Genomic DNA, 25,255 nt, shown 5'->3' on the forward strand with positions numbered 1-25,255 from the left:
ATTTCAGGACGAACGGATCGACACCCGCCCTACGCTCTTGTAAGTTGTTTGAATTGATTTCCACATAATTGATTATTTTATAAAAGCTAAATGGTATTAGCTTATTTTTACTAAAAAAAAGACATGACGTCCTGTTAAAATCATTTTTACTAATTCTGTTTCGTTTATTGGGCTGCTAGGCCAGAAGATAAATGTTGATTATTATAATTTACGTTTTCAAATACTTCTCTTAGGAACTGCGTTCTATAATTGATTATCCAAAATTAGAGAACGTAAAATTTTTGAGACTAACGATTTTTCTCAATAGTCTGCTATTTTGTATCAAAGGAGGAAAAATAAAACTACTGTGGATGAATTGATTATGAATGGGGCTTTCTAACGGCAAACACCATAAGGCAAAAAAGCCTGCAAATTGAATATTTGCAGGCTTTTGTATGTTTTGACTTTTAGATGTGTAGCCCGTAGGGGAATCGAACCCCTGTTTCAAGAATGAAAATCTTGCGTCCTAACCCCTAGACGAACGGGCCTTTTATGAGCTCCAGAAGCTTTTATTGCTTTTGGAGCTGCAAATATAGATTTTAAAATCAGAATTGCAAAAAATAATTTCGAATATTTTTTAGATCAGATCGAAGCCGATGTCCCGTCTGAAATATTTGCCTTCAAAATAGATCCTTCCGGCATCTGCTGTAGCTTGCTGTAACGCCTCGAAAAGCGTGTTCTGCAAGGTTGTTACTGCGATGACCCTTCCTCCGGCTGTGACGACTTTTCCGTCCTGCTCTTTCGTACCGGCATGAAATACGAGAGACTCTTTTACATTTTCTATATTGGTGATTTCCTTGCTGGACTCATACGCTCCCGGATAGCCGCCTGCGACCAGCATGACTGTCACGGCTGTCTTCGGTGAAACAGTAAACGAACGTTGCTCAAGGTTGCCCTGTGCTACGCCCTCCAGAAGATCCAAGAGGTCAGACTCGATGCGTGGCAACACAGATTCGGTCTCAGGATCTCCCATACGAACATTGTACTCAATAACATATGGATCCCCACCCACATTCATTAAACCGATGAAAATAAAACCTTTGTAAGGAATGCCGTCTTTTTTCAGCCCTTCGACTGTAGGTTTGATAATACGTTCTTCGACCTTGTTCAAAAAAATATCATCTGCAAAAGGAACTGGAGAGATGGAACCCATTCCACCTGTATTCAAACCGGTATCACCCTCACCAATGCGCTTGTAATCTTTAGCTGATGGTAACACTTTATATGAATTTCCATCCGTAAGCACAAATACGGAAAGTTCAATCCCTTTTAGAAACTCTTCCACTACAACGACACGGCTCGCATCGCCAAATTTGGCCTCTGCGATCATCGCTTTCAGTTCTGCCTTGGCATCCTCAAGTGTTTCACAGATCAATACGCCCTTACCAGCTGCCAGACCATCTGCTTTTAATACGATGGGCAGCTTCTGACCTTCGAGGTACAACAATCCCTCATCCAACGACGCCGCATCAAACGACCGTGACGCTGCTGTAGGGATTCCATGGCGATCCATGAACTGTTTTGAAAAATCTTTTGACCCTTCTAGTTGCGCTCCCTCCTGCTGCGGGCCGATCACCGGAATATGTTTTATATCGTCCCGGTTTAAAAAATAGTCATGAATACCTTTAACCAGAGGCTCTTCGGGGCCCACAACAACCATCGTGATGTCTTTTTCGAGCACAAAGGAAGCGATAGCTTCAAAATCTGTAACCTTTATATTTACGTTTTCCCCATAGGCGCCAGTACCCGCGTTACCGGGCGCAATAAACAGCTGATCTAAACGTGGACTTTTCGACAATGTATAGGCGAAGGCGGACTCACGGCCTCCCGAACCGATGATAAGGATTTTCATAGCACAAATATATTTTTTTTATATTAATTTTCAGCCATCAGCGGACCTTAAAAACACATTTTAAATTTGTATCCGTGAGCAAACCGGCTTCCGGTGCTGCTAATACTCTGCCACGATATAATATTTTGATTTATAAGTTGATTAAAGAAAAAATATTTTCTAATTTACCAGAAACATTTAGTCATATGTATGCCAAAATACTGTTATTAATCAATTGCCTGGTATTCCCCTTACTGACTTTCGCTCAGATTGATCAGACGCTGCAGAAACTGGATTCTTACCGTGCACATCATCCCGTCGAAAAAATCTACCTGCATCTGGATAAGAATGATTACACGGCAGGTGAAAATATCTGGTTTAAACTGTATTGTACGATCGCCCCGTTCAATTACCTCAGCAACAACAGCAAGATCGCTAACATCGAATTGATCTCACCGTCAAATACCATCGTCAAAAGCATTAAAATACCCGTCACGCTAGGACTTGGGATCGGCGACTTCAATCTACCGGATACACTCATTGAAGGAGCCTACCGAATCAGAGCATACACACAGTGGATGCAAAATGACTCCACTTCCAATTTTTACGAACGTGTTGTCCCGATTACCAATGGAAGGTCGGACAACATCGTTACGCAGAGTACACTTGTCAACGATGGTCCGGAGAGATTCTTTCAGATCAGGATGAAGACTTTCCAAGGGGCGCCCCTTTTAAACAACAATGTGCAGTACACATTAAAGCAGGAAGGTAAAAAAGAGCGAACCGGAAGGCTAAAATCCGACGAAAACGGAACCATATCGCTTGAATTAAAAGATGACTTTAAAGGTGGCCTACTGTCTTTGCACTTTCTCTCCTCAGACAAACGACGGATATTAAAGAGCTTTAGAATCCCCGATCCCACTCGGCAGAACAGTATCCAGATATTTCCGGAAAGTGGTGAACTGGTCAACAATATATTATGTAAAACTGGCTTCAAAGTGCTTTCCCCGACAGGCCTTGGACTTAAAGCTAAAATAAAAATATTGGAAGACAATCTGACTCCACTGATGGAATTTGAAACAAATCCGCTCGGTATGGGCAGTATACCGCTGATCCTGAATGCGGAAAAAAAATACATCGCGACTGCAACCTTTGAAGACGGCAGCTCGGTAAGTGCCTCCATACCGCCCATAGCAGCTTCGGGTTATGCGCTTACAGTTAACTCAGGCCTCAAAGACAAAATCGTAACGCAGCTGTCGGCGACTGCGGACCTCGTCAATGGCCAGGAGATGTATCTGATTGCACAGTACAATGGTCTGGTACTCCATGCTGCTAAACAAAAGTTAAATCACGGTGAGATCTTGTTCAATATTCCAAAGAAAGAACTTCCTTCAGGAGTACTCCAGCTATCCATTCTCAATGCACAACTGGTTCCTGTTATCGAAAGGCTTGTATTTAACTACAACGCCGCAAAAACAATGCTGCCGATTGCTGTACAGTTAAACAAACCGGCATTCGGCACACGTGACCATGTCCTTGCCAGTCTCACCGTTCATGAAGGCAGCAGTGATACCTCAAAAATAGCCGCGCTTTCGGCATCTGTTGTTAACCTGACAAAAATCGATACCCTTACAGGTCTTCATTACTCCTCCATCGTTTCGGAACTTTTGTTAAAATCGGATCTTCGGGGCTTCATTGAACGCCCCAACTACTACTTTGCGGATTTAAATAACGTCAAGCTGGATGAGCTCGACAACCTCATGTTCATTCAGGGGTGGCGAAAACTTGACTGGAAACACTATCTTGACAGCACCCAAAAGCAGTATCCTCCCGAAAAGGGACTTACCGTTTCAGGCACCGTGAAGAAAACGGGTAGGAAAGCCGTTGTACCGGGTGCCACGGTTACCTTGATACCTACCAGCAATATGATGCTGAGCATCGATACCCTAACCAACGAAGAAGGCAAATTTGCCTTTGACGAGCTGCTATTCGCAGACAGCGTCAAATTTATTGTGACAGGCAAGGGTAAAAAGGAAAAAAATAGAGTGGATATCGTTGTCGATGAACCGGTGATCCCACGAATTGAAGAGAGCAAAGACGACCCCTTGATGACCAATGATATCAATACTGAATTGATCAGCCAGCTTAAAAACAACCAGCAGTTTTTAGCAGAACTGGAGGCCGCGGGCATTATCCAGAAAAGCATTGTACTCGAAGAGGTCCAGATCAGCCGAACGAGAGTTAACAAGGCTGACAAGAACTCTAGAAATTTAAATGGCCCCGGCAATGCGGATCAGGTCATCACGGCAGAGGAATTGTCGACTTGTACGACCTTGGAACAATGTCTTGCCGGTAGGCTTGTAGGTGTGATGTTTCGAAATGGAGTCCCCTATAGCACGCGATCGATGGGACTAAACGGTGGAAGCCCCATGCAGGTCGTTTTGGATGGCATGTACATTGAGGCGGAGCAGATCAGCATGATCAATGTCCAGGATGTCGCCAGCATTGAAGTACTACGTACTGCCAGCACCACGGCAATTTATGGGTCCTATGGTGGCAATGGTGTCCTGGTCATCACGACCAAATCGGGCGACGCCGTATTATCATCCTATACGCCGACAGGGATTGTTACAATTGTACCCAAAGGGCTACATGTAAACCGCAACTTTTTCAAACCACAGTATGATGCCACGCAAAAACAAGCACTTAAACGCGATCTGAGAACTACTATTGCCTGGGAGCCCAATCTCATCACCGATAAAAATGGAAAAACACAATTCGATTTTTTCACCGCCGACGAACCCGGAACATACAAGATCACTATCGAAGGAGTAGATATGGAGGGAAAAATTGGCCATCAGGAACACTTATTAGAAGTAAAACCACAATAGTGCAACAAACAAACCGTTATAATTATATACTGCTGCGTATGGAACATATAAAAACCAAAATAGAAGACCGCATCTTAAGTATTTTCCTGGACCGTGGAAAGTCCAATGCAATCGACACCTTGTTGCTGAAAGAACTTATTGTCACACTGGAAACCGCCCAGGACAACGACAGCGTGCAAGGGATCATCCTGATCGGAAAAGAGAACTTTTTTAGTGCCGGGCTTGACCTGATCACCCTATACAACTATAATGAAGAGCAGATCAGCGAATTCTGGATACTTTTTATGGAGACCACCACACTTCTAGCTGCTTTTCCGAAGCCAATTGTGGCCGCTATATCTGGCCATAGTCCCGCAGGGGGCTGCGTATTGGCGCTATGCTGCGACTATCGGATTATGGCCGAAGGCAACTTTGTCATTGGCCTCAACGAAATACCTGTCGGCCTGATTGTCCCCGAAAGCATCTTTCTGCTCTATGCATTCTGGATCGGAAAACGCCATGCTTACCAAAACTTACTTGAAGGAAAACTGTTATCTCCTGTGGAAGCAAAAGCACAGGGTTTGGTAGACGAGGTTGTTCCTGCGAATGTCCTCTTTAATACGGCGACAAAGAAAATAAAGCAGATCACGCAATTAAATCAGTCCACCTGGCAAACCTCAAAACTAAACTTCAGAAAGGAAATAATTCTTAAATTGCGCGAAAATAGAGACGAAACCATACAGCGGATTCTGGAGCAATGGTGGTTGCCCGCTACACGCGCGATTTTAAAATCCATTATCGAGAATCTGGCGTCAAAAAATACGATCAAATAAATAAACACAACATGAGAAAACTCCTTTTCTTTGTTCTTATCGCCCTTTCGGCCGGAATAACGTCCTGCAGAAATAATAAAAAAGAAGACAAAGCGATACGCATTGCCCAGGATTCCATCCCCTTGGATACGGTGAGCAAGCCCGATACCCTACAAAAGGAGCCTAAGAAAGAGGACATAGAGACAGTAGAAGAGGTACTCGAAAACATAGCGAAGGCCTACACCGAACAAGATGGTAAAACCATCAACAACTACATTCATCCCAAGTTGGGTATATATATCATTTATCGTCCGGGCGCTCTGGATTCGTATGTGCATCAAAACAGCTTTAGCTTTTCCAAGCCGGTACCTGAGTACCATTCTTACGAAAAATTAAGCTATAAAGGGCCATTAAAATCGGGAAAACTCCCTGCGTTTGATTGCGGAACAATGAAATGGGACAAATCAGGCTTCTATTATGACAAGAAAAGCCGGCCGAACGAACTTTCACAGACGGCGAGATTTATGAACGAAATTTTGGATGCAAAAATTAGCAGCAGCGAATTGCAGCGCCTAAAAAATATGGAAGCCCGAAGCTACCGCGCCATCATGACCTCTAGCGACACGGAAGAGCCCTTGGTATTTCACGTCACGAAAGAGGGAGGAAAGTGGTATATCACGGTCATTGACCGTGCATATGCCGGTTGTGACGCTTAAAAGATTTTTTTACATTTAGCCTTATTTTAACACGTAATGGGAAATTTAGATAAAGAGATACAACAGAAGGTCGACAGTTGGTTAACCTCAAGCTACGATGAAGAAACACGCGCTGCTGTTCAAAAGCTGATCGATGAAGAGGCTGAGACAGAACTTATTGATTCATTTTACAAAGATCTTGAATTTGGAACGGGCGGCCTACGGGGCATTATGGGGGTAGGATCCAACCGCATGAACAAATACACGATCGGCAAAGCGACACAGGGGCTTGCCAATTACCTGAGGAAGCAATTTCCGGGTCAGGATATCAAGGTCGCCGTATCGTATGACAGCCGCAACAATTCACAGGCTTTTGGCCAGCTCGTGGCTCAGGTATTTGCCGCCAACGGCATCAGGGTCTATCTCTTCAATGAGCTTCGCCCCACGCCGATGCTGTCCTTTGCTATCCGTCATTTCGGATGCCAGAGCGGAGTCATGCTGACGGCTTCCCATAATCCGAAGGAATACAATGGATATAAAGCTTACTGGAGCGACGGCTGTCAGCTCACTGCACCTCATGACAAAAATGTAATCGACGAAGTGAATGCGATTGCTTCGGTTAAGGATATTAAATTCGAGGGCAGCACGCAGAATATTGTGCCAGTTGGCGAAGAGATCGATCAGATCTACATCGACGCCAATAAAGCGCTGAGCATCCATCCGGAGGCTGTGGCTGAGCAGAAAGACCTAAAAATCGTCTATTCGTCGATCCATGGTACAGGGATCACGATTGTACCCAAAATGCTTGCTTCCTGGGGTTTTGAAAACGTTACGGTCGTCAGCGAGCAGGCTACACCGGACGGCAATTTTCCGACCGTGATCTATCCCAATCCGGAAGAAGAGGATGCCATGGCGATGGCGACAAAGAAAGGGGAAGAAATCGATGCCGACCTTGTGCTGGCCACCGACCCGGATGCAGACCGGGTGGGCATTGCTGTCAAAAACAGCGCGGGACAATTCCAGCTGCTCAACGGCAATCAGATCGGCAGCCTGCTGATCTACTATGTACTGAGTACAAAAAGTGAGTTAAAACAGCTGGCCCAAAATCCGTATATCGTCAAAACTATCGTAACGAGCAACCTGCAGGCCGACATCGCTGACCATTATGGTGTGACACATTACGAAACCCTCACAGGCTTTAAATACATAGGCGAACTGATCACCGAGCTGGGGGATTCGGCCCAGTATCTGGCCGGCGGCGAAGAAAGCTACGGTTACCTCGTGGGCGACCTTGTCCGTGACAAAGACGCACCGAATTCATGTGCTTTTCTGGCTGAAATGACCGCTTATTTCAAATCTCAGGGCAAAACAGTTTATCAAGTGCTCCTGGATATCTACAAACAGTTTGGCTGCTACCAGGAGAAACTGATTTCCCTGACCAAAAAGGGTAAAGCGGGTGCGGAGGAAATTCAGGCCATGATGGCGGGTCTACGCCGCAATCTGCCGACCGCACTGGGCGGAGTTGAGGTAAAGGAAATCCGCGATTATCAGCTTTCGCAGACCACCGACATGAAAACAGGCAAAAAAACTGGGATCACACTGCCCAAGTCCGATGTGCTGCAGTTCATCACCGTCGATGGCGACGTAATATCGGCCCGGCCGTCGGGTACAGAGCCCAAAATCAAATTTTACTGTTCTGTCAAAGAGCAGCTGAACGACACAGCGGAGTATCCTGAGCTGCAGCAGGTGCTGGAAGAAAAAGTAGACCGTATGATGAAAGATATTATTGGCTGATGGAAAAGTGGAAATTACTTTCTTCGGAGTACATCTGCAAGGAACCTTGGGCCACCTTACGGAAGGATACCTGTGAACTGCCCGATGGTAGGATCAATGATCATTATTATGTCCTTGAATATCCGGACTGGGTGAATATGGTCGGCATCACGGAGCAGAATGAACTACTGGTGATCAAGCAGTACCGTCATGGTGCTGGTATGCTATCACTGGAAATCCCCGCAGGTACGATGGAACCCGGCGAAAATCCTGTGGATGCCGCAATCCGTGAAATGCTGGAAGAGACTGGTTATGCATTTGATCATATAGAGGAGATCGCAACGCTCTATGCCAATCCGGCGACGAGCGGAAATGTGACGTACACTTACCTGATGACCGGTGGACGAAAAGTGCAGGAACAGGCATTGGATGATCATGAGGAGATCGACGTCTATCTTGTCCCCCTTCCAGAAGCAAAAAAAATGCTTCTGGACAACAGATTCAGTCAGGCTCTACATAGTAGCGCTTTATTCTACGCTTTTAATAAATTAGGCTTGTTTTAGAACAAGCCTAATTTTATTCTGTTTTTAGCTTTCATACTTTTAATTTTCACTAGCCTGCTGATTTTTGTACCTTTGTAACATGGCAAGAGAAATTTTTGAAACCAAGCGAAAGGCCCTAAAAATAAATCTAAACCCAGAGATTTATGGGACGTTTGCAGAGATCGGTGCGGGACAGGAAGTCGCACGTAACTTTTTCAACGCAGGGGCTGCTTCAGGCACAATCGCTAAAACCATGTCTGCCTACGACATGGCATTCAGTGATGCAATATATGGTGAAGAAGAAGATGGAAGGTACGTGAGCAGAACGCGGCTGACAAAGATGCTTTCGCACGAATTCAATCTCCTCACCGAACGGTTACATGGTGACAAATACTGCAATAAAAAATTCTTTGCCTTTGCGGATACAGTGACCACGCTCAATTTTACCAAGACCAATGAGCCGCACGGCTGGATCGGCCTTCGTTTTCAGCATGAAGTCGGCGGTCCTACTAACGATATCATCGTCCATGTAAGGCTGCTGGACAGTGATAATCAGTTACAGCAAAAAGTACTGGGAATTATTGGTGTTAACTTACTGTTTGCCGCATACTATTATGCTGACAATGTACAGACCATGATTGAATCGTTGGTCGACAATCTATCCATAGGATCTGTCGAAATCGATTTGGTCAAGTTGAGCGGACCTCTTTTTGAAAATGTCAATCAGCGGCTTATCAATCTTTATCTCATTGCCAAGGGATTTGCGAAAGCTGCGATCTTTCAGCCCGATGGAAAAGCCGTGCAGATCAAAGATTTTCTGTACAAAAAGAACATCATCCTACTACGGACAAAATATCGCCAAAAATCGCTGCCCAACTTTGATCTCTTCAACCTTGCTGTCGAACAGTTTAAAAAAAATACGGGGGCCACAGATGCCGACACGATTGTACTGATCGAGGTACTGATGGGAAACCTACTGGAAGATACGCATGAGATTACCGATGCGGACCTGCAGGAATTTGCTTCCCGGGCAGATGAATTATGCGCAACAGGAAACAATATTATTGTCAGCAACTTTCGCAGGAACAATCACCTTGCTGAATTCATCAGCAACTTTAAACCAAAAAATATCGGCATCGCAACCAACGTTTACAACTTAAAAAATATTTTTAATTCCGATAACTATAACAAGGAACTGTATACCAATGAACTCCTGTCTTATATTTCGGGTATGTTCAATAAAAATGTGAAGCTTTACGCTTATCCTTATTTATTGAAAAAAGAAAACAAAATTATCACGACGCAAAATATGCCGGTTTCGGAAGAGGCAAAGCCGTTGTTTGAGTTCTTAATCAAAAACGGTTATATTATCGATATTGAAAATTACGATGAGAAATTTGTAAAAACCGTTTAAGACGTCTATCGCAAATATTAGGAATGATAGCCCAATTTTTCGAAAATTGGGCTTTTTTTGTTATTTTGAGCCTATGAAGCAGGACAATGTCATATTGGTCGACCACGAGGATACGATGATCGGAAGCATGGAAAAGTACGAGGCGCACGAAAAAGGTCTGTTACATCGTGCGTTCAGTGTTTTCTTATTTAACGACCATGATGAGCTTCTTCTACAGCAACGCGCACTCGACAAATACCATTGCGGCGGCTTGTGGACCAATAGCTGCTGTTCGCATCAGCGCCTAGGAGAAACAAATCTGGAGGCAGCCAAAAGGCGCCTGCAGGAAGAACTTCGGATAGAAGCATCTGACTTACGCGATGTCTTTTCCTTTGTCTATCGAGCGGAATTTGAAAACGGCCTCACCGAACACGAATTTGATCATGTGCTTTTGGGTAAATTCACTGGCACACCAAGCTTTAACCCTGCCGAAGTTGCTGCCGTCCGCTATCTGGACCAAAAAAGCATTGATCGTGAAATCAGCCTCCAGCCCAGCCACTTTACGCCTTGGTTCAAATTGATCTACAAGCGCGCGTTTGACCAGTATATTACGCGATATAAATAATTAATTATCTGCAAACTGCCTTGTAAAACCGCTTGGGCCTGCTCCTATAAAAAATTCAAAACTATTTATTATAAAAACTTTTTATAGATCGAATACAAAATCTTAAGATCATTTTCGTTCAAAAAAGCGGTATTTACATCCGTTTGGATATAGTGTATTTTAAATGCTTTGATGGCTGCATCCAGATTGCTGACGTCGTAACCAATTATGCGTAACGCCATCTTGGGGTTAAAATCCACCGGCGGTGTTTCCAAAAACTCCTCGTACCAGTAACCGAACCCTTGATCTGCAAGCTTTTTCCATGGGAATCGCGATGGATCATTTTTACGGGTCGGAGCCAAATCCATATGGCCGATAAAGTTGGCCTGCGGAATCCTATATGTATTTTTTAAGTAGGTCAGCAATTGGATCAACGCATTGATTTGCACGTCTGTCCAAGGATCCGTAGTACCATTATTATCCAGTTCGATACCAATTGAGGAGGAATTTAAATCGGTATCATTTCCCCATTTGCCGAGACCGGCATGATGTGCCCGGTAAAGATCATTGACCATCTGCACGACCTTTCCATCTCGTCCCACGACATAATGGGAGCTCACACCTGCTTTTGCCGAATGGAACGTACGAATAGTCTGACCCATGGAGTCCTGGGCAGTATGATGGATCACGACAAAATTAGGCTTCCGGATGCCGAAGTTAATCGAAGCGATCCACTGCTGATCGTTTACATTTACTTTTTCTAACTGCCCCGTTACGGGAGACTGGCGATACAACTTAGAAAAAGTCTTTGCCTGCTGCTTGTATATCTTTTCGGTCTTGGCATACTTGCCGCCTGCGCAGGAGGTCATCAATGCTACTGCGGCTATAAGGCTGAATCTTGCTGTTATATTCATTTATTTAAATTTGCTTTCCAAGCGTATTGGAATGATCGTTTCATTTTCACGGACATCACTGTGCGAATAAATCCGACAGCATCAACTTTAACCTGTCCACGACGGTTCACATACACCCAAACTAGCCTCTATAGTGTTATCGATACTGTGAATAGAGCGGTGATGTCATCTTCTACTGAACAAATGTAAATACATCATTCTGATGGCTCCGGCGTGTTTCCGAACAAATATACTCCCAAAATCCCATATACCCCATAATGTAGCTTAAATTGATACAATCGCCCTATCAGACCGGTATTGATGTATTGGGTGTACGCAGAAACGAACGTGAATAAAAGGATGCGCCTAAGTGTATGGTATCAGGAGTCAGAGCGACCAATAACAGAAGAGTTACGAAACAAAAAGGGCTGCCAAAAAAATTGGCAGCCCGCAGTTTCTATTTATGAAGGACCTTATGCCTCAGCATATTCTTCAATAGAGGGACAGGAACAAATTAATGTGCGGTCTCCCTGTGAATCATTGACACGGCCAACAGAAGGCCAGAATTTACGCTCTTTGACATACTCCAGTGGATACGCAGCTGTCTGACGGCTGTAGGGTCTATCCCACTCATCGGCAGTCACCACCGCAGCGGTATGAGGCGCATGCTTCAGCACGTTATTTGCTTTATCAGCTTCTCCGGCTTCCACCGCAGCAATTTCCTGACGAATGGCAATCAGCGCATCACAGAAACGGTCCAGTTCGGCCTTCGATTCAGATTCTGTCGGTTCTACCATCAGAGTTCCAGCAACAGGGAAAGATACCGTCGGTGCATGGAATCCGTAATCCATCAAACGTTTAGCAATATCCGCCACTTCGATACCTGCATTTTTAAAGCCCCTGCAATCCAAGATCATTTCGTGTGCGCAACGGCCATTGCTGCCCGAATAAAGTACAGGATAAGCATTTTCAAGACGTGCCTTTATGTAGTTAGCGTTCATGATCGCTGTCTTGGTCGCATTGGTCAGCCCTTCACCGCCCATCATGGAAATATAAGCGTGTGAAATAACCAAGATCGATGCCGAGCCAAATGGTGCGGCTGATACGGCTGTGATACCTTCCTCTCCAGAAGTAGAGACAACTTCATGGTTGGGTAGGAAAGGTACAAGATGTTTAGCTACACCGATAGGTCCCATGCCCGGACCTCCACCACCATGCGGAATACAGAATGTTTTATGGAGGTTGAGGTGACAAACATCGGCTCCGATATGACCCGGACTGGTCAATCCAACCTGTGCATTCATATTCGCACCGTCCATATATACCTGACCACCATTTGCATGGATAATTTCACAGACCTCAATGATAGACTCTTCAAATACCCCGTGCGTAGATGGGTAAGTTACCATCAATGAATTCAAGTGAGCAGCATGTTCTTCTGCCTTCGCTTTTAAATCCGGAATATCAATATTCCCAAGTTCATCACATTTCACGACGACGACTTTAAGACCAGCCATTGATGCCGAAGCAGGATTGGTACCATGAGCCGAAGCAGGGATCAGACAGATATTACGATCGTGGTCCCCACGGCTTTCGTGATACGCGCGTATCACCATCAACCCCGTATACTCACCCTGTGCACCCGAATTTGGCTGAAAACTCATCTTCGCAAATCCAGTGATTTCGGACAACCAGTCGTTCAGTTCACCGATCATCTGCATATAACCTGAGGTCTGATCCGCTGGTGCAAATGGATGCAACCCGCCAAATCTTGCCCAGGTCACGGGGATCATTTCAGCGGTCGCATTCAACTTCATCGTACAGGACCCCAACGGAATCATGGAGTGGCAAAGAGACAGATCTTTGGCCTCCAATGACTTGATATAACGCAACATTTCGTGCTCTGAATGGTAGCTATTAAAGTTTGGATGCGTTAAGTAGGCAGACGTACGAACTAGCTCGGTTGGGATCGCTGAAGTTACCTGTTGTTCTAAAGTGTCAAAATCTACATCGTTCAAGGTCTTACCCTGAATTTTTGCAAATACTTTGACAATTGTTTTAATATCCTCATAAGTGGTTTTTTCGTCAATTGAAACAGAAACCTGTGACCCCTTATAATAGAAATTCAGTTCATTGTTTAACGCTTCTGACTTCAATGCGCCGGCATGTGCGCCTAAGTCTACACGCAGTGTATCGAAATAAGCGTTATTCAACTGTGTATATCCAAGCGCTTGTAGGGCTTGATCCAGCAGGTTGGCCAATGCATGGATGCGGGATGCAATATTCTTGATTCCTTCAGGCCCATGATAGACTGCATAGAACGAAGCCATAATAGCCAATAGCGCCTGCGCCGTACAAATATTGGACGAAGCTTTATCGCGACGGATGTGCTGTTCGCGCGTTTGAAGTGCCATACGCAATGCATATTTACCATTCGAATCGGACGTTACTCCAATGATACGGCCAGGGATATTACGTTTAAAACTATCCCGAGTCGCAAAAAATGCTGCATGAGGACCACCAAAGCCCATCGGTACACCAAAGCGTTGCGAGTTACCTACAACCACATCGGCACCCCATTCTCCCGGAGGAGTCAACAAAGCTAAACTCATGAGGTCAGCAGCTGCACAGACCGTTATATTTTTAGCGTGAGCGGCTTCAGTAAATGATTTATAATCGAAAATCGTACCGTCTGCGGCCGGATATTGAACAAATGCGGCAAAGACATCATCGGTCAATGCTTCCTCGGAAATCGCAGTAATGTTTAGTTCTATACCAAAAGACAATGCCCGTGTTTTGAGCACATCAATCGTCTGGGTAAATGTATTCTCAGAAACCAGGAAGACATTGGCGTCTTTATTTTTTCTAGCCGAGTATAACATAAACATGGCTTCTGCCGCTGCTGTAGCTTCGTCCAAAAGGGATGCATTTGCGATCTCCAGTCCTGTAAAATCAGAAATAACGGTCTGAAAATTTAACAATGCCTGCAGACGACCTTGTGCAATCTCCGCCTGATAAGGTGTATACTGCGTGTACCATCCGGGGTTTTCAAATACGTTGCGCTGAATAACACCGGGAAGGATAACGTCGTAATAACCTTGGCCGATAAAAGATTTGAAAACTTTATTTTTCTCCGCGATCTCTGCAATGCGCTTTAAATAAGCGACCTCAGATAACGCTTTTGGAAGATTTAAAGGTTTTGGAGCGCGGATTTGTGAAGGGACCGTTTGGTCAATTAGCTGGTCAATTGACGTTACGCCCAATTTGGCCAACATTTCATTCGCTTCAACTGGACTTGGGCCATTGTGGCGACTTTCGAATTTTTCTTGGAAGTGTATATTGCTCATGTGTGCAAAAAGTTAACGCTTATAGATAGTTAGCGACATAATAATTAGGTAATTAACTCTCTTATAAACAGTCGTTTTTTGGATGAGCAAAGATAGCAAAATAAATGGCTGAAAACGAAGCAAAAAAGTGGATAAAAAGTCAGTTTTATCGAAGGTTTAATATGCAATCGATTGTCCTTGGCGGATTAAAATTTCAATAAAAACAACCAACAACTAGTGTCATTAAGAATATATCAACTAGCAGCTTCTTCATTTGATATATTGGCAAAAAACAACCCGATATACCCCTAATTTCCTAAGACCAAAATCTGTTCTAAATGATATTCTTTTTGCAAAGCGTCTGATTTTTCGATACATTAGTATAAGGACCAGCTGAAAGGGTGTCCCCGCTGCAATGCACTGCATCCCGAACTGAATACACAATATCGGTATAAAGCGCATAATTGCGAAATTACAGATCAGCAGCCCATGATACGGCAATAGGCGAATGAGATCATTTCTTTTATCAAATATAAACCAGCGAAGTAACGATTATAAATCATGAGAAAACAGGTAACAGACAGTGTGCTTTTAGTAAGACCCTCTGTCTTCCGTAAAAATGAGCAGACCGCAGTCAACAATTACTTTCAGAAAGACATCGAAAATTTAAGCGGTGAAGAATTAAACAAAGAGGCCCAGGACGAGTTTGACAATTTGGTCAATGAGCTAAAATCACATGGAATTTTGGTCACTGTCATTCAGGACGATGAAAAATCAGAAAGTCCAGACAGTATATTTCCCAACAACATTGTATCCTTCCACCAGGACGGTAAGATTATTTTTTATCCGATGTTCGCTCCCAACCGCCGCAAAGAACATTTATTGGATTTCGAAGGTCCCTTAAAGCAGAATGGCTACTACGTCAAACTGATTAAAGACCTGAGTAGCGCTGAGAATAACAAACAATATCTGGAGGGAACGGGCGCTCTTGTATTGGATCGTGCACATCGCGTCGCCTACTGTGCCCTTTCCGAACGGGCAGACCGCGAAATGCTGGAGGAATACTGCCGGACGGAAAACTATAGTCCTGTCGTCTTCCATGCCTACCAGACTGTCAACGGTCAGCGGCGTCCTATCTACCATACCAATGTAGTATTGGCTGTAGGAGAAGACTTTGCCATTTTGTGCCCTTCGGCCATCGACGATCCGGTAGAACGCGAAACATTGCTGAAAAAACTGAGGGAAACTGGAAAGGAAATCATCGAAATCAACGAGAATCAATTGGAGCACTTTGCAGCAAATTGCCTGCAGGTTAGAAATAAATACGGAAACCGCTTTATTGTGTTATCGGATAAGGCCCTGTCATCACTCACACTGTATCAAACGGCCCAATTGGAGAAACATGGTAAAATCATCCACCAAGATTTACATGTCATCGAAACCTGCGGTGGCGGTAGTGTACGCCACATGATGGCAGAAGTATTTCTACCCAAGGAGAAAAAGTGATGAAATACAGAGATTGCAGTTCCCGCCTACCTTCTTGCCAATAAGACCGTAACAAGTTAAGGATAAGTTCGGCCTGATCGCGGTTTGAAAAAAACATGTAGCCACAGTGAAAAACACTAAAAAAGATGGACTCATTGTAGACTCACTGTGTACTCACTGTACCTGGAGGGCGAACTTGGTAATAACATGGTCTTAACTTGATACCCTATAAACTCGAAGCAGCAGGGAAGGGCGCCATGTAAAAAGCCACAGCTTTTTTCAATATCTTAAAGAAGAGAGAGACTCCCAAATCTTAAAATAAGGACCAAATGTGATTTTGGTCCTTATTTTAGTATACTTACTGAGCCAAACAGTATTGTTGGACTCAAATGCTAAATCCGTATGCAGCTCGTATGTTTTGCTAAAAAGAATAACGCAAACCCAGCTGGAACTGATAAGGATTGCCCGACCGCGAGATCACCCCTGTATTGGCAACACTATAGTTGAATTGCTGTAATGCTGTGTCAAATTGAGGAAGGGCATTGCCATCCGCATCTTTTCCACCTAAAGCATAAAGACGCTGGTTGCCAAGCGACTCATTGACTCCCCATGTTTTCTTAAACAAATTGGCCACATTGAACAGGTCTCCGGATATTTCAAGGGCATGATTTTTATACAAGTTAAACTTCTTGGCTATACGTAGATCGATTAATCCATAGAAACCGTTAACGCCTCCATTTCGCTCGGCCATTTTGCCTTCATATTTTTTGAGATAATCTTTCAGGCTCTGGCTTGCTGCATTATCCAACAAATTGTTCAGACCTTCCACGATGCGTTTAGGTGTATTTGAATTATTTCGGTCAAAAATAAAAGCCAAATCATTATCGCCCGCAACGAAGTCTCCGTTGATGTTTCCTCCAGCCAATAAGCTATAGCGTGTACCGCCAATTCCCGAGTACCGTATACCCACACTGACACCATAAAATGTTGGTAGAGTACCATAGATAACAATTTTATTGCGAAACTGTGTATTGGAATAGCTCATCACACTCAAATCTCTCGGGTCATCTTTCACAGCCAATGACAATGTTGCAGTATTCGCCACATTCCCATTGAATGAAGTGTTGTCTTTGGCATCATTCCAGGTATAACTTACGGAAATAGCCCCATCTTTATAATATTGGTAACTGGCATCAAAGACGACGGCAAATTGATTGACTTTTCCTTCTGAATTCAGTTCCAGTACACGGCCATATTTATTGGATATGCGTCCTTGCTTCCAGTCGGGAGCTCCTCCCTGTATGGAGGCGGCTGGAACAAACACGCCTCTGCTGTCCTCATTAGCCAATCTGAAGAAAGGATCTTTCACCATATTACGATCTACATACATATAGTTATTACGCCCCAGGTTCATGTAGCCTGAAAGACTGGCTTTCAATTTTTCTGTAAAGAAGTGGGTGTAAGATATATTTGCTTTGTACACCACGGGAATCTTGGCATCTGGTCCATAGGTATTGATCGTCGGTGTCTGAAATTGTGCCAGGGTAGGCGTCGTTGAAGGATCTTTTCTGTAGGCAATAAAATCTGGTGCCGGCACATCCTTGCCCCGTACGTCGACAGTTGCAAAATGCTTTCCATCAAAAGTCAGATTATTAATTGTCATGTAATTGTTGATATCTGACGCAAAGATCCCGCCACCTATACGGAAGAAGTCTTTTCGCTCCTCATTGACATCCCAGGTCATCTGAAATCGAGGCTGTACGACAAAAGATTTCAGCTTGTGATCAGTACGTACCCCAACTTCCTTTAGTAGATCCTCATTCAATGGCGAAGTCGGGTAATGACCATAATCCAAACGTAGTCCGGCAACAAGATCCAGACCTTTGGCCAATTTGGTCTGCAGCTGTCCGTAAATACCTGCATTGAATATGTTACCGATGACGGTTGGATCGTCCACCAATGGGACTTCACGGTAATAGTTATACGGCGTCATTGTTTCAAAGTTCTGCAAAGCAGTCTTTCCGTCATCACTTGGCCTAAAATGAAAACGCCCGTTAACCTCACTGCCATAGATGGAGCTGGCATGGGTATACATTAGATCAACACCAAATGTATAGTTGATATAATCCGTACTGTAATACATGTTATCTACAAGTTGGAAGACGTTGTTCTTGAACGATTCCTGTGCAAAACGATGTCCCCCAAGCTGGAGAGTCTTGGTTCCGGTAGAGGATTTGATATCTTCCACAATCGCGCGGGGAATATTCTTGCTGGGCAACAAGTCCCCGGGACTACTTTTCTGATAGGTATACAGGTGCTGCACTTTTAACTCGTTTGTGATCCGTGGTGAGACGGTCGTCCGCAAGGTCGCCAAGAGGCTGTTGTCAATGTTCTTATCATTGCCATAAGACTCATACATCACGATATCTTTATTATCCTGCAGTCCCAGTCTGTTCATGTCACTGGTAAAGTTATTTCGGACAGTCAATAAATTGTTATCATTCAGCTGCCAGTCAACACGGCCGAATATTGCGTTGGACGGACGTATTTTATCAAATGAGCCTGTCTGTGCTTCCTGCCCCAGTCCATATTTTCGGCGTCCGATATCAACAAACTGATCGAGGTTATCTCGTGTGATACCAAAGCGCTCCTCGTCGGCAGTGGAACTGATATCGGCAATAATCAGTGGACGTGCATCCCGTTGATGATCCCAGGCTACAAAATAATGGAGTTTGTCTTTAATGATGGGACCGCCCAAAGTAAATCCGTATTGATACGTGGAGAAATCATTCATACGCTTCTTGCCATTGATATCATAAGGGCTGGACAACCAGTCTGCCCGCGAATATACCCAAGCACTTCCCTGTGTCTTATTAGTTCCCTGCTTTGTCACAGCGCTGACGGTACCGCCTCCGGCTCTGCCATAGGTCACATCATACTGATTGGTAACCACTTTAAATTCACGTACTGCTTCAATGGAAATCGAAAAGGGGGCACCACTACGGCTTGTTGTCGAACCCGCCGAAGTAGGATTTTTCGCATTCATTCCGTCAATCGTAAAATTGGTCGAAGAGCCCAACTGACCACTGATATTGTCTTTGTTACTCAACGGCGATAAATCCATTAAAGATGTAAAATTGCGGCCATTGACAGGCAGCTTTGCGATGTCACGTGCTGTCACTGCCGTCGCGGCACCCAAATTTTCAATCTTGTTCTTCAATGTACTTACTCCGGTCAATTCTACCGTCTCCAATACATTAGCGGCATTTTGAATCGGGATATTCAACCGAATGACATCCCCTTGATTGAGGTTAAATCCCGAACGTACCTGTTCGCCATAACCAATATAAGTAACCTTAACGGTATAGGGACCGCCGAGAGGTAATTCCTTAAAATTGTAATCCCCATTGGCATTGGTTGAGGTTTTGGTCGTAAAACCGGTAGATTCATTACGAACTTCAATGGAAGCCCCCTGTATTCCCTTGTTGTTCTCATCGGTAATTTTCCCTGAGAAGCCAGCTTGGGTGGTTTGGGCATACAGACCAGTTCCGATCGCTATCGCACAGGTCGTCAGTAGAATTTCTTTCATTTAGCTGTTGGTTGTAATACGGCACAAAACTAATTCGAAACTATTAAGACAAACTAAATGAAATATTATGAAATCATAAACAAAGTATTCTAAAAACTCATGACGCCTTAAATTACAAACCAAACTTTTACATGAAGCCGCTCTAAGATAGGACGGGATCAATAAAACAATCGGTCAGGGCATGATAATAAAATAGATGGAATCAAAAAAATCAGCAATATTGCTGACTTAATATAAAATGGTAAATTTAAAATCAAGAGGATTGAAGTATTTATACAGGTCTCTAAACAAATTATGTCCATACTTAACGTAAAGCAGCGCAAAATTTTCGGACCGCTCTTGCAGGCCTCCACCCGGGAATAATTTCTCCTTTACATTATCAATATCCGTGAGGGCATGCTGATGGTTTCTTTTCTCTGCTTTCATCAATTTTTTTTCCAGATTGTTGATGGCTTTTTTTAATCGGGCTTTTACAGCTTCTGTACTTGGCCCTAGACTTGGATCTATCTTATGTGTACGTAGCTTTATTTTCCCGAATATGGCATTGAGTTCCATCCATTCATCATTGAGGTTCAGCCTTTCTTTTGTGTGCCGGCGTACATATTCTTTTTTCAGAACCTCCGTCGGACGGAAAATGCTCTTGAACGTCAGGTCGACACGGAACAATTTTGCAGCAACATTATCGTCCGTAATCATGGCCGAGTTCCGTGGTATTAAAATCGGAAAATCGATCTGATAATGATCAAAATTAGATTTCAGCTGCATCCAGTACACCATTTCTGCTCCGCCACCGATATAGGCCAGGTTGGGGAGGATAACCTCCTGATACATGGGACGCATGACAACATTGGGGCTAAAACGCTCCGGGTGATTTTCGATCTCTGCGATCAGTTGTTCCCGGCTAAAATAGATGTTCTGGTGCAGAACCTCATATCGCCCGTCAGAATTAAGCACCAAACGCTCCCTAAATTCGTCCGTGAGGTAAAAGAAATTGATTTCCCGGGCGTGGACCTGGGTGGAAAACCCCTTCGCTTCCAGTTCGGCGGACCTTGCAGTAATTGCTTTAAAGCTATTTTCCGACAGAATATCTTCTTTAATAACCGGTTTGAAAAGCTCCTTCAGGTGCCGGTCATCCGCATCGATGATTAAAAGACCGTAAGACTTAAAAAGCTCGTTGACCATATACCTCGTAGCATCGGCCAGTCGTGCATGTTTGAGGTAAGCCTCTTCGACAATATGGGTTAGCTTCGCAGAATTATCCGAAAGTCCCAGAATATTAGTATACTGCTTTACCGCAGCCGCGATAGAAGCAGTATCCATCCGGCCGGTAGCAGATACGCCGGGTGTATCCCAGCTAATCTTCTTACCATAAACTTTGGTATGATTGATTTCCTCAAAATCATGATCCTCTGTCGCCATCCAGTATACGGGGATAAAGTTTTTATCGGAATGTCTCGCACGGAGGTCGTCGGCAAGACGTATGGCCGTCATAATTTTAAATATAAAATATAGCGGACCGGTAAAGATGTTCAATTGATGACCGGTGGTAATGGTATATGTATTTTCCTGTAACAATAGCGCTATGTTATCGGCAACTGTAGGCGCGTCTTTCAGCAGCTCACCGTATTGCGCGCGGAGCCGATCGACCAAAATCGCACGGTGACTAAAAGGTTTCTTCTCTGCCAGCTGCCTATCGAATCCCTCCAATGTAGGCCAGTTACCTACAAAGGGTTTCAGTTCCTCATCATGCGCTAGATAAGCCAACAAGGTCTTAGAAAAACTATTTGTCTCACTATATTCAATATAAGTTGCTTTCATATATGCTACTGTACTGGATACAAATGTATTTAGTTTGGGCTGACAAAATACTGAATTTTAATAAAAAGCTTGTTTCACTTTGAAATTATATCATTCTACTGACAATTCTATATAGCAACAGAGCCTCCCTGAATTGGGAAGCTCTGCTCTATATTATTCTGCCAACCGGTTGGTCGGCAAACGGCCGTTGTTATTTTTTGATAATTTCACCATATAGATCGAAATCCTCGGCGCGGTCAATTTTTACCTGAACAAAATCCCCTATCCGGGCGTAGGACGCTGCTGCTGCGATCAATACCTCATTATCAACTTCCGGAGAATCGTATTCCGTACGGCCAATGAAGTAGTCACCATCTATACGGTCTACCAGTACTTTATAGCTGTTGCCTACCTTGGTCTGATTAATATCGTATGAAATACCCTGCTGTACCTCCATGATGGCTTCTACACGTTCTTCCTTAACTTCTTGCGGTACATCATCTTCGAGGGTATAAGCATGCGTTTTTTCTTCATGCGAATAGGTAAAACAGCCGAGGCGGTCAAAACGTGTTTCCTCGACCCATTCCAGCATCTCCTGAAAGTCCTGTTCGGTCTCACCGGGATACCCGCAGATTAGGGTGGTGCGCAAAGCTATATCCGGCACTTTATCCCGAATTGCATGGACAAGATCGATCTGCTTCTGCTTGGTTGTTCCTCTGCGCATCGATTTCAGCATAGGATCGGAAATATGTTGCAATGGCATATCCAAATAGTTACAGATATTGGAACGTTCATTCATGGCGTCCAGTATGTCCATAGGAAAACCGGAGGGATAAGCGTACTGGAGCCGGATCCATTCGATGCCATCCACATCGGACAAATGACGCATCAGGTCTGATAGGTTACGTTTACCATAGATATCCAAACCATAATAAGTCAGATCCTGAGCAATCAGAATGAGTTCTTTCGTTCCATTCGATGCCAGAAATTTAGCCTCTTTAACCAGATCTTCAATAGATTTTGATACGTGTTTGCCACGCATCAACGGTATGGCACAGAATGAGCAGGGACGGTTACAGCCTTCTGCTATTTTAAAATACGAAAAATGGGAAGGCGTGGTCAGCAAGCGTTCGCCCAGCAGTTCATGTCTATAGTCTGCGCCGATGGTGGAAAGCAGATCCGGTAGGTCATTTGTCCCAAAATAGGCATCAACACTCGGTATTTCAGCCTCTAATTCGGGTTTATAACGTTCGGAAAGACAACCGGTCACGATGACTTTATTGATCTTTCCTTGATCTTTTAATTCTGAATATTGTAAAATAGCGTCGATCGACTCTTGTTTAGCATTATCAATGAAGCCGCAGGTGTTGATGACTACGATATCATTCTCCTGAATATTAGATGCTTCATGCACGACTTCCATCTGGTTGCCTTTCAGCTGGCCCATCAGTACTTCACTGTCGTGAATATTTTTCGAACAGCCCAAAGTAACCACATTCACGCGGGGTTTATTGGTTAATGGTGCTGGCTTCGCGTATTTTGTCTTCATATTATGAGAAGGGTTTGTCAAGAAATAAGAACGCAGGCCAAAGAGATGATGGCTGTCGTATTCTGACAATGATTTAATTTTTTATTTGAAAAGGGAATCTACAAATTCCTTTTTATTGAATAACTGGAGATCGCCTATTTTCTCACCGACACCAATATATTTGACAGGGATTTTAAACTGGTCGGAGATACCGATGACCACACCACCTTTGGCTGTACCATCCAGTTTGGTCAGGGCCAAGGCGTTAACATCCGTCGCCTGCGTAAACTGTGTGCACTGTTCTATGGCATTCTGACCTGTAGAAGCGTCCAATACTAACAATATTTCATGAGGCGCTCCCGGAACGACCTTTTGCATCACATTTTTGATTTTGGTCAATTCGTTCATCAAGCCCACTTTGTTATGTAAGCGCCCTGCTGTATCGATAATACACACATCTTCGCCGTTGGCTACAGCTGACTTTACGGTATCGTAGGCTACTGACGCGGGATCAGATCCCATAGCTTGCGCAACCACGCGTACACCGACCCGCTCTCCCCACAACTTAAGCTGATCCACAGCTGCAGCACGGAACGTATCCGCCGCTCCCAAAACAACTTTGCTTCCGGCTTGTTTGAGCTGATGAGCAAGCTTACCTATTGTTGTGGTTTTCCCTACACCATTCACGCCAACAACCATAATCACATAGGGTTTATGTTCGCCGTAATTAAAGTTTTCAAAATCGGAACTGTTATTTTCGGCCAGAAGCGCTTGAATCTCTTCCTTCAAAAGACTATTTAGTTCGCCTGTTGAGACATATTTGTCCCGGGCAACTCGCGCCTGTATACGATCGATGATTTTTAAAGTCGTGGTAACACCCACATCAGAAGTAACCAATACTTCTTCGAGATTATCCAATACATCATCATCTATAGTAGATTTACCAACTACAGCTTTTGTAATCTTCGAGAGAAATCCTTCTTTAGTTTTTTCCAAGCTCTTGTCAAGAGCCTGTTCTTCTTCCTGTGTTTGCGGCTTTTTCTTAAAAAAATCAAATAATCCCATGGGGTGTAGTCGTGAAAATTGATGTCCAAATATAAACAAATGTCCTCAACAAAAAAAGCCCTTTCGGTAGGATACCAAAACGGCTATTTTTATCGAATTCTTTTTAAAGAAAAACTTTAAAAAAGGAAAATGCTACTAGTTATTTTTTTGAGCTTCTGCAACTACTTCTTTCACTTTATCGTTGTGAACCATACCTTCTTTGAAAGTATAAGCGCCAGTTTTTGCAGATTTAGTAGTAACAATAACCTTTGTAAATTCTTTACCGCCACCTTTTTGTAACGATGCAACTGCTTTCTTTGCCATGGTATATAAATATTTTACTCAGCCCTCATTGCAAGTGCTAAGATGGGTGAATTACTTAATTTCTTTGTGAACAGTAACTTTTCTCAACACAGGATTGAATTTTTTCAACTCTAAACGTTCAGTTGTGTTCTTTTTGTTTTTAGTTGTGATGTAACGAGACATTCCCGGAAGACCACTTTCTTTGTGTTCAGTACATTCTAAGATAACTTGTACTCTATTTCCTTTTTTAGCCATTGTTTTACTTTATTTTGAATCCTATTCATAGGATTGAAATTCATGAATAATCTTAATGTAACAGGCGAGATATCAATTAGATTGATCCTTTAGCGATAAATTTATTGATTGCCGCTGTAATGCCGTTTTTGTTGATAGTCTTGATAGCAGAAGTAGATACTTTCAACGTAATCCAACGATCTTCTTCTGGAATGTAAAAACGTTTAGTTTGTAAATTTGGATAGAATTTACGCTTAGTTTTAACGTTTGAGTGAGAAACGTTATTTCCTGTTAACGCCGCTTTGCCTGTTAAATCACAAATTCTTGACATGATATTATCTTTTTTGTTGTCTTTATTACAATATATTAATCCTTTGCACTCTCTGCAAAGAGTTTGCAAATATCTATATTTTTTTTTAGATAAGCAACAACATTGTGGGAATTATTTTTAAAAATAGTTGTTCACAGGAACGGTAAGGGCAAAAATAAAGCATTTT

At 43.5% G+C, this 25,255-nt stretch carries 18 protein-coding genes and 1 tRNA gene; 8 read left to right on the plus strand and 11 right to left on the minus strand.

Features of this window, described 5'->3' with window-relative positions:
* Positions 1-455 precede the first annotated feature (455 nt).
* Both FGL37_RS07270 and purD read right to left on the minus strand, forming a co-directional pair.
* Positions 456-527 (minus strand) — tRNA-Glu (locus tag FGL37_RS07270).
* A gap of 89 nt (positions 528-616) precedes the next feature.
* A complete protein-coding gene (gene purD, locus FGL37_RS07275) occupies positions 617-1,891 on the minus strand; it encodes a phosphoribosylamine--glycine ligase (protein ID WP_028071060.1) in 1,275 nt (424 codons plus the stop codon).
* 185 nt (positions 1,892-2,076) lie between these two features.
* On the opposite strand from purD, the gene FGL37_RS07280 reads away from it, so the two are divergent.
* The 7 genes from FGL37_RS07280 (at position 2,077) to idi (ending at position 10,580) form a co-directional block, all read left to right on the plus strand.
* Positions 2,077-4,761 (plus strand): carboxypeptidase-like regulatory domain-containing protein, encoded by a 2,685-nt coding sequence (locus FGL37_RS07280; RefSeq protein WP_138096732.1) that lies wholly within the window; start codon positions 2,077-2,079, stop codon positions 4,759-4,761.
* Between the two features lie 38 nt (positions 4,762-4,799).
* Positions 4,800-5,573, plus strand: a complete 774-nt coding sequence (locus FGL37_RS07285; RefSeq protein WP_028071062.1) for an enoyl-CoA hydratase/isomerase family protein — start codon at positions 4,800-4,802, stop codon at positions 5,571-5,573.
* Positions 5,574-5,584: 11 nt separating this feature from the next.
* Complete coding sequence (locus FGL37_RS07290) at positions 5,585-6,268, plus strand: hypothetical protein (RefSeq protein WP_028071063.1); 684 nt, start codon at positions 5,585-5,587, stop codon at positions 6,266-6,268.
* Between the two features lie 36 nt (positions 6,269-6,304).
* Positions 6,305-8,041: a phospho-sugar mutase gene (locus FGL37_RS07295; protein ID WP_028071064.1), complete on the plus strand. Its 1,737-nt coding sequence runs from the start codon at positions 6,305-6,307 to the stop codon at positions 8,039-8,041.
* Positions 8,041-8,583 (plus strand): NUDIX hydrolase, encoded by a 543-nt coding sequence (locus tag FGL37_RS07300; RefSeq protein ID WP_028071065.1) that lies wholly within the window; start codon positions 8,041-8,043, stop codon positions 8,581-8,583. The genes FGL37_RS07295 and FGL37_RS07300 overlap by 1 nt, the downstream gene beginning before the upstream one ends.
* A gap of 79 nt (positions 8,584-8,662) precedes the next feature.
* The gene (locus FGL37_RS07305; RefSeq protein ID WP_028071066.1) at positions 8,663-9,976 is read left to right on the plus strand and encodes a hypothetical protein; all 1,314 of its coding nucleotides are present in this window, start codon (positions 8,663-8,665) and stop codon (positions 9,974-9,976) included.
* A gap of 73 nt (positions 9,977-10,049) precedes the next feature.
* Entirely contained in the window at positions 10,050-10,580 is a 531-nt protein-coding gene (gene idi, locus FGL37_RS07310; RefSeq protein WP_028071067.1) for an isopentenyl-diphosphate Delta-isomerase, read from the plus strand.
* A 68-nt stretch (positions 10,581-10,648) separates the two neighbouring features.
* Here idi and FGL37_RS07315 read toward each other — a convergent pair whose 3' ends face one another.
* Both FGL37_RS07315 and gcvP read right to left on the minus strand, forming a co-directional pair.
* On the minus strand, positions 10,649-11,473 hold the full coding sequence (locus FGL37_RS07315) for an N-acetylmuramoyl-L-alanine amidase (protein WP_028071068.1): 825 nt from the start codon (positions 11,471-11,473) through the stop codon (positions 10,649-10,651).
* Between the two features lie 452 nt (positions 11,474-11,925).
* The gene (gene gcvP / locus FGL37_RS07320) at positions 11,926-14,799 is read right to left on the minus strand and encodes an aminomethyl-transferring glycine dehydrogenase (RefSeq protein ID WP_028071069.1); all 2,874 of its coding nucleotides are present in this window, start codon (positions 14,797-14,799) and stop codon (positions 11,926-11,928) included.
* A 540-nt stretch (positions 14,800-15,339) separates the two neighbouring features.
* Here gcvP and ctlX point away from each other — a divergent pair.
* Positions 15,340-16,284 carry a citrulline utilization hydrolase CtlX gene (ctlX, locus tag FGL37_RS07325; protein WP_028071070.1) on the plus strand — a complete coding sequence of 315 codons (945 nt, stop codon included), beginning with the start codon at positions 15,340-15,342 and terminating at the stop codon, positions 16,282-16,284.
* Between the two features lie 400 nt (positions 16,285-16,684).
* Here ctlX and FGL37_RS07330 read toward each other — a convergent pair whose 3' ends face one another.
* The 7 genes from FGL37_RS07330 to rpmB form a co-directional block, all read right to left on the minus strand.
* The gene (locus FGL37_RS07330; RefSeq protein WP_028071071.1) at positions 16,685-19,852 is read right to left on the minus strand and encodes a TonB-dependent receptor; all 3,168 of its coding nucleotides are present in this window, start codon (positions 19,850-19,852) and stop codon (positions 16,685-16,687) included.
* Between the two features lie 228 nt (positions 19,853-20,080).
* Positions 20,081-21,670 (minus strand): bacillithiol biosynthesis cysteine-adding enzyme BshC, encoded by a 1,590-nt coding sequence (bshC, locus tag FGL37_RS07335; protein WP_028071072.1) that lies wholly within the window; start codon positions 21,668-21,670, stop codon positions 20,081-20,083.
* A gap of 190 nt (positions 21,671-21,860) precedes the next feature.
* On the minus strand, positions 21,861-23,198 hold the full coding sequence (gene rimO, locus FGL37_RS07340) for a 30S ribosomal protein S12 methylthiotransferase RimO (protein ID WP_028071073.1): 1,338 nt from the start codon (positions 23,196-23,198) through the stop codon (positions 21,861-21,863).
* An 81-nt stretch (positions 23,199-23,279) separates the two neighbouring features.
* The gene (gene ftsY / locus FGL37_RS07345) at positions 23,280-24,242 is read right to left on the minus strand and encodes a signal recognition particle-docking protein FtsY (RefSeq protein ID WP_028071074.1); all 963 of its coding nucleotides are present in this window, start codon (positions 24,240-24,242) and stop codon (positions 23,280-23,282) included.
* Between the two features lie 135 nt (positions 24,243-24,377).
* Entirely contained in the window at positions 24,378-24,545 is a 168-nt protein-coding gene (locus FGL37_RS07350) for a DUF4295 domain-containing protein (RefSeq protein WP_081817937.1), read from the minus strand.
* Positions 24,546-24,596: 51 nt separating this feature from the next.
* Entirely contained in the window at positions 24,597-24,779 is a 183-nt protein-coding gene (gene rpmG, locus FGL37_RS07355; RefSeq protein WP_002998409.1) for a 50S ribosomal protein L33, read from the minus strand.
* 76 nt (positions 24,780-24,855) lie between these two features.
* On the minus strand, positions 24,856-25,089 hold the full coding sequence (rpmB, locus tag FGL37_RS07360) for a 50S ribosomal protein L28 (protein WP_028071075.1): 234 nt from the start codon (positions 25,087-25,089) through the stop codon (positions 24,856-24,858).
* Positions 25,090-25,255: the final 166 nt, after the last annotated feature.

It is taken from the genome of Sphingobacterium thalpophilum (assembly GCF_901482695.1).
Classification (GTDB): Bacteria; Bacteroidota; Bacteroidia; order Sphingobacteriales; family Sphingobacteriaceae; genus Sphingobacterium; species Sphingobacterium thalpophilum.

Bases quoted from the DNA above. Each gene is read 5' to 3' on its own strand.
- FGL37_RS07290 (WP_028071063.1), top strand. From the start codon at position 5,585: ATGAGAAAACTCCTTTTCTTTGTTCTTATCGCCCTTTCGGCCGGAATA.
- FGL37_RS07280 (WP_138096732.1), top strand. From the start codon at position 2,077: ATGTATGCCAAAATACTGTTATTAATCAATTGCCTGGTATTCCCCTTA.
- ctlX (WP_028071070.1), top strand. From the start codon at position 15,340: ATGAGAAAACAGGTAACAGACAGTGTGCTTTTAGTAAGACCCTCTGTC.
- FGL37_RS07330 (WP_028071071.1), bottom strand. From the start codon at position 19,852: ATGAAAGAAATTCTACTGACGACCTGTGCGATAGCGATCGGAACTGGT.
- rpmB (WP_028071075.1), bottom strand. From the start codon at position 25,089: ATGTCAAGAATTTGTGATTTAACAGGCAAAGCGGCGTTAACAGGAAAT.
- rimO (WP_028071073.1), bottom strand. From the start codon at position 23,198: ATGAAGACAAAATACGCGAAGCCAGCACCATTAACCAATAAACCCCGC.
- FGL37_RS07350 (WP_081817937.1), bottom strand. From the start codon at position 24,545: ATGGCAAAGAAAGCAGTTGCATCGTTACAAAAAGGTGGCGGTAAAGAA.
- ftsY (WP_028071074.1), bottom strand. From the start codon at position 24,242: ATGGGATTATTTGATTTTTTTAAGAAAAAGCCGCAAACACAGGAAGAA.
- rpmG (WP_002998409.1), bottom strand. From the start codon at position 24,779: ATGGCTAAAAAAGGAAATAGAGTACAAGTTATCTTAGAATGTACTGAA.
- purD (WP_028071060.1), bottom strand. From the start codon at position 1,891: ATGAAAATCCTTATCATCGGTTCGGGAGGCCGTGAGTCCGCCTTCGCC.
- FGL37_RS07295 (WP_028071064.1), top strand. From the start codon at position 6,305: ATGGGAAATTTAGATAAAGAGATACAACAGAAGGTCGACAGTTGGTTA.
- FGL37_RS07300 (WP_028071065.1), top strand. From the start codon at position 8,041: ATGGAAAAGTGGAAATTACTTTCTTCGGAGTACATCTGCAAGGAACCT.
- gcvP (WP_028071069.1), bottom strand. From the start codon at position 14,799: ATGAGCAATATACACTTCCAAGAAAAATTCGAAAGTCGCCACAATGGC.
- idi (WP_028071067.1), top strand. From the start codon at position 10,050: ATGAAGCAGGACAATGTCATATTGGTCGACCACGAGGATACGATGATC.
- FGL37_RS07315 (WP_028071068.1), bottom strand. From the start codon at position 11,473: ATGAATATAACAGCAAGATTCAGCCTTATAGCCGCAGTAGCATTGATG.
- bshC (WP_028071072.1), bottom strand. From the start codon at position 21,670: ATGAAAGCAACTTATATTGAATATAGTGAGACAAATAGTTTTTCTAAG.
- FGL37_RS07285 (WP_028071062.1), top strand. From the start codon at position 4,800: ATGGAACATATAAAAACCAAAATAGAAGACCGCATCTTAAGTATTTTC.
- FGL37_RS07305 (WP_028071066.1), top strand. From the start codon at position 8,663: ATGGCAAGAGAAATTTTTGAAACCAAGCGAAAGGCCCTAAAAATAAAT.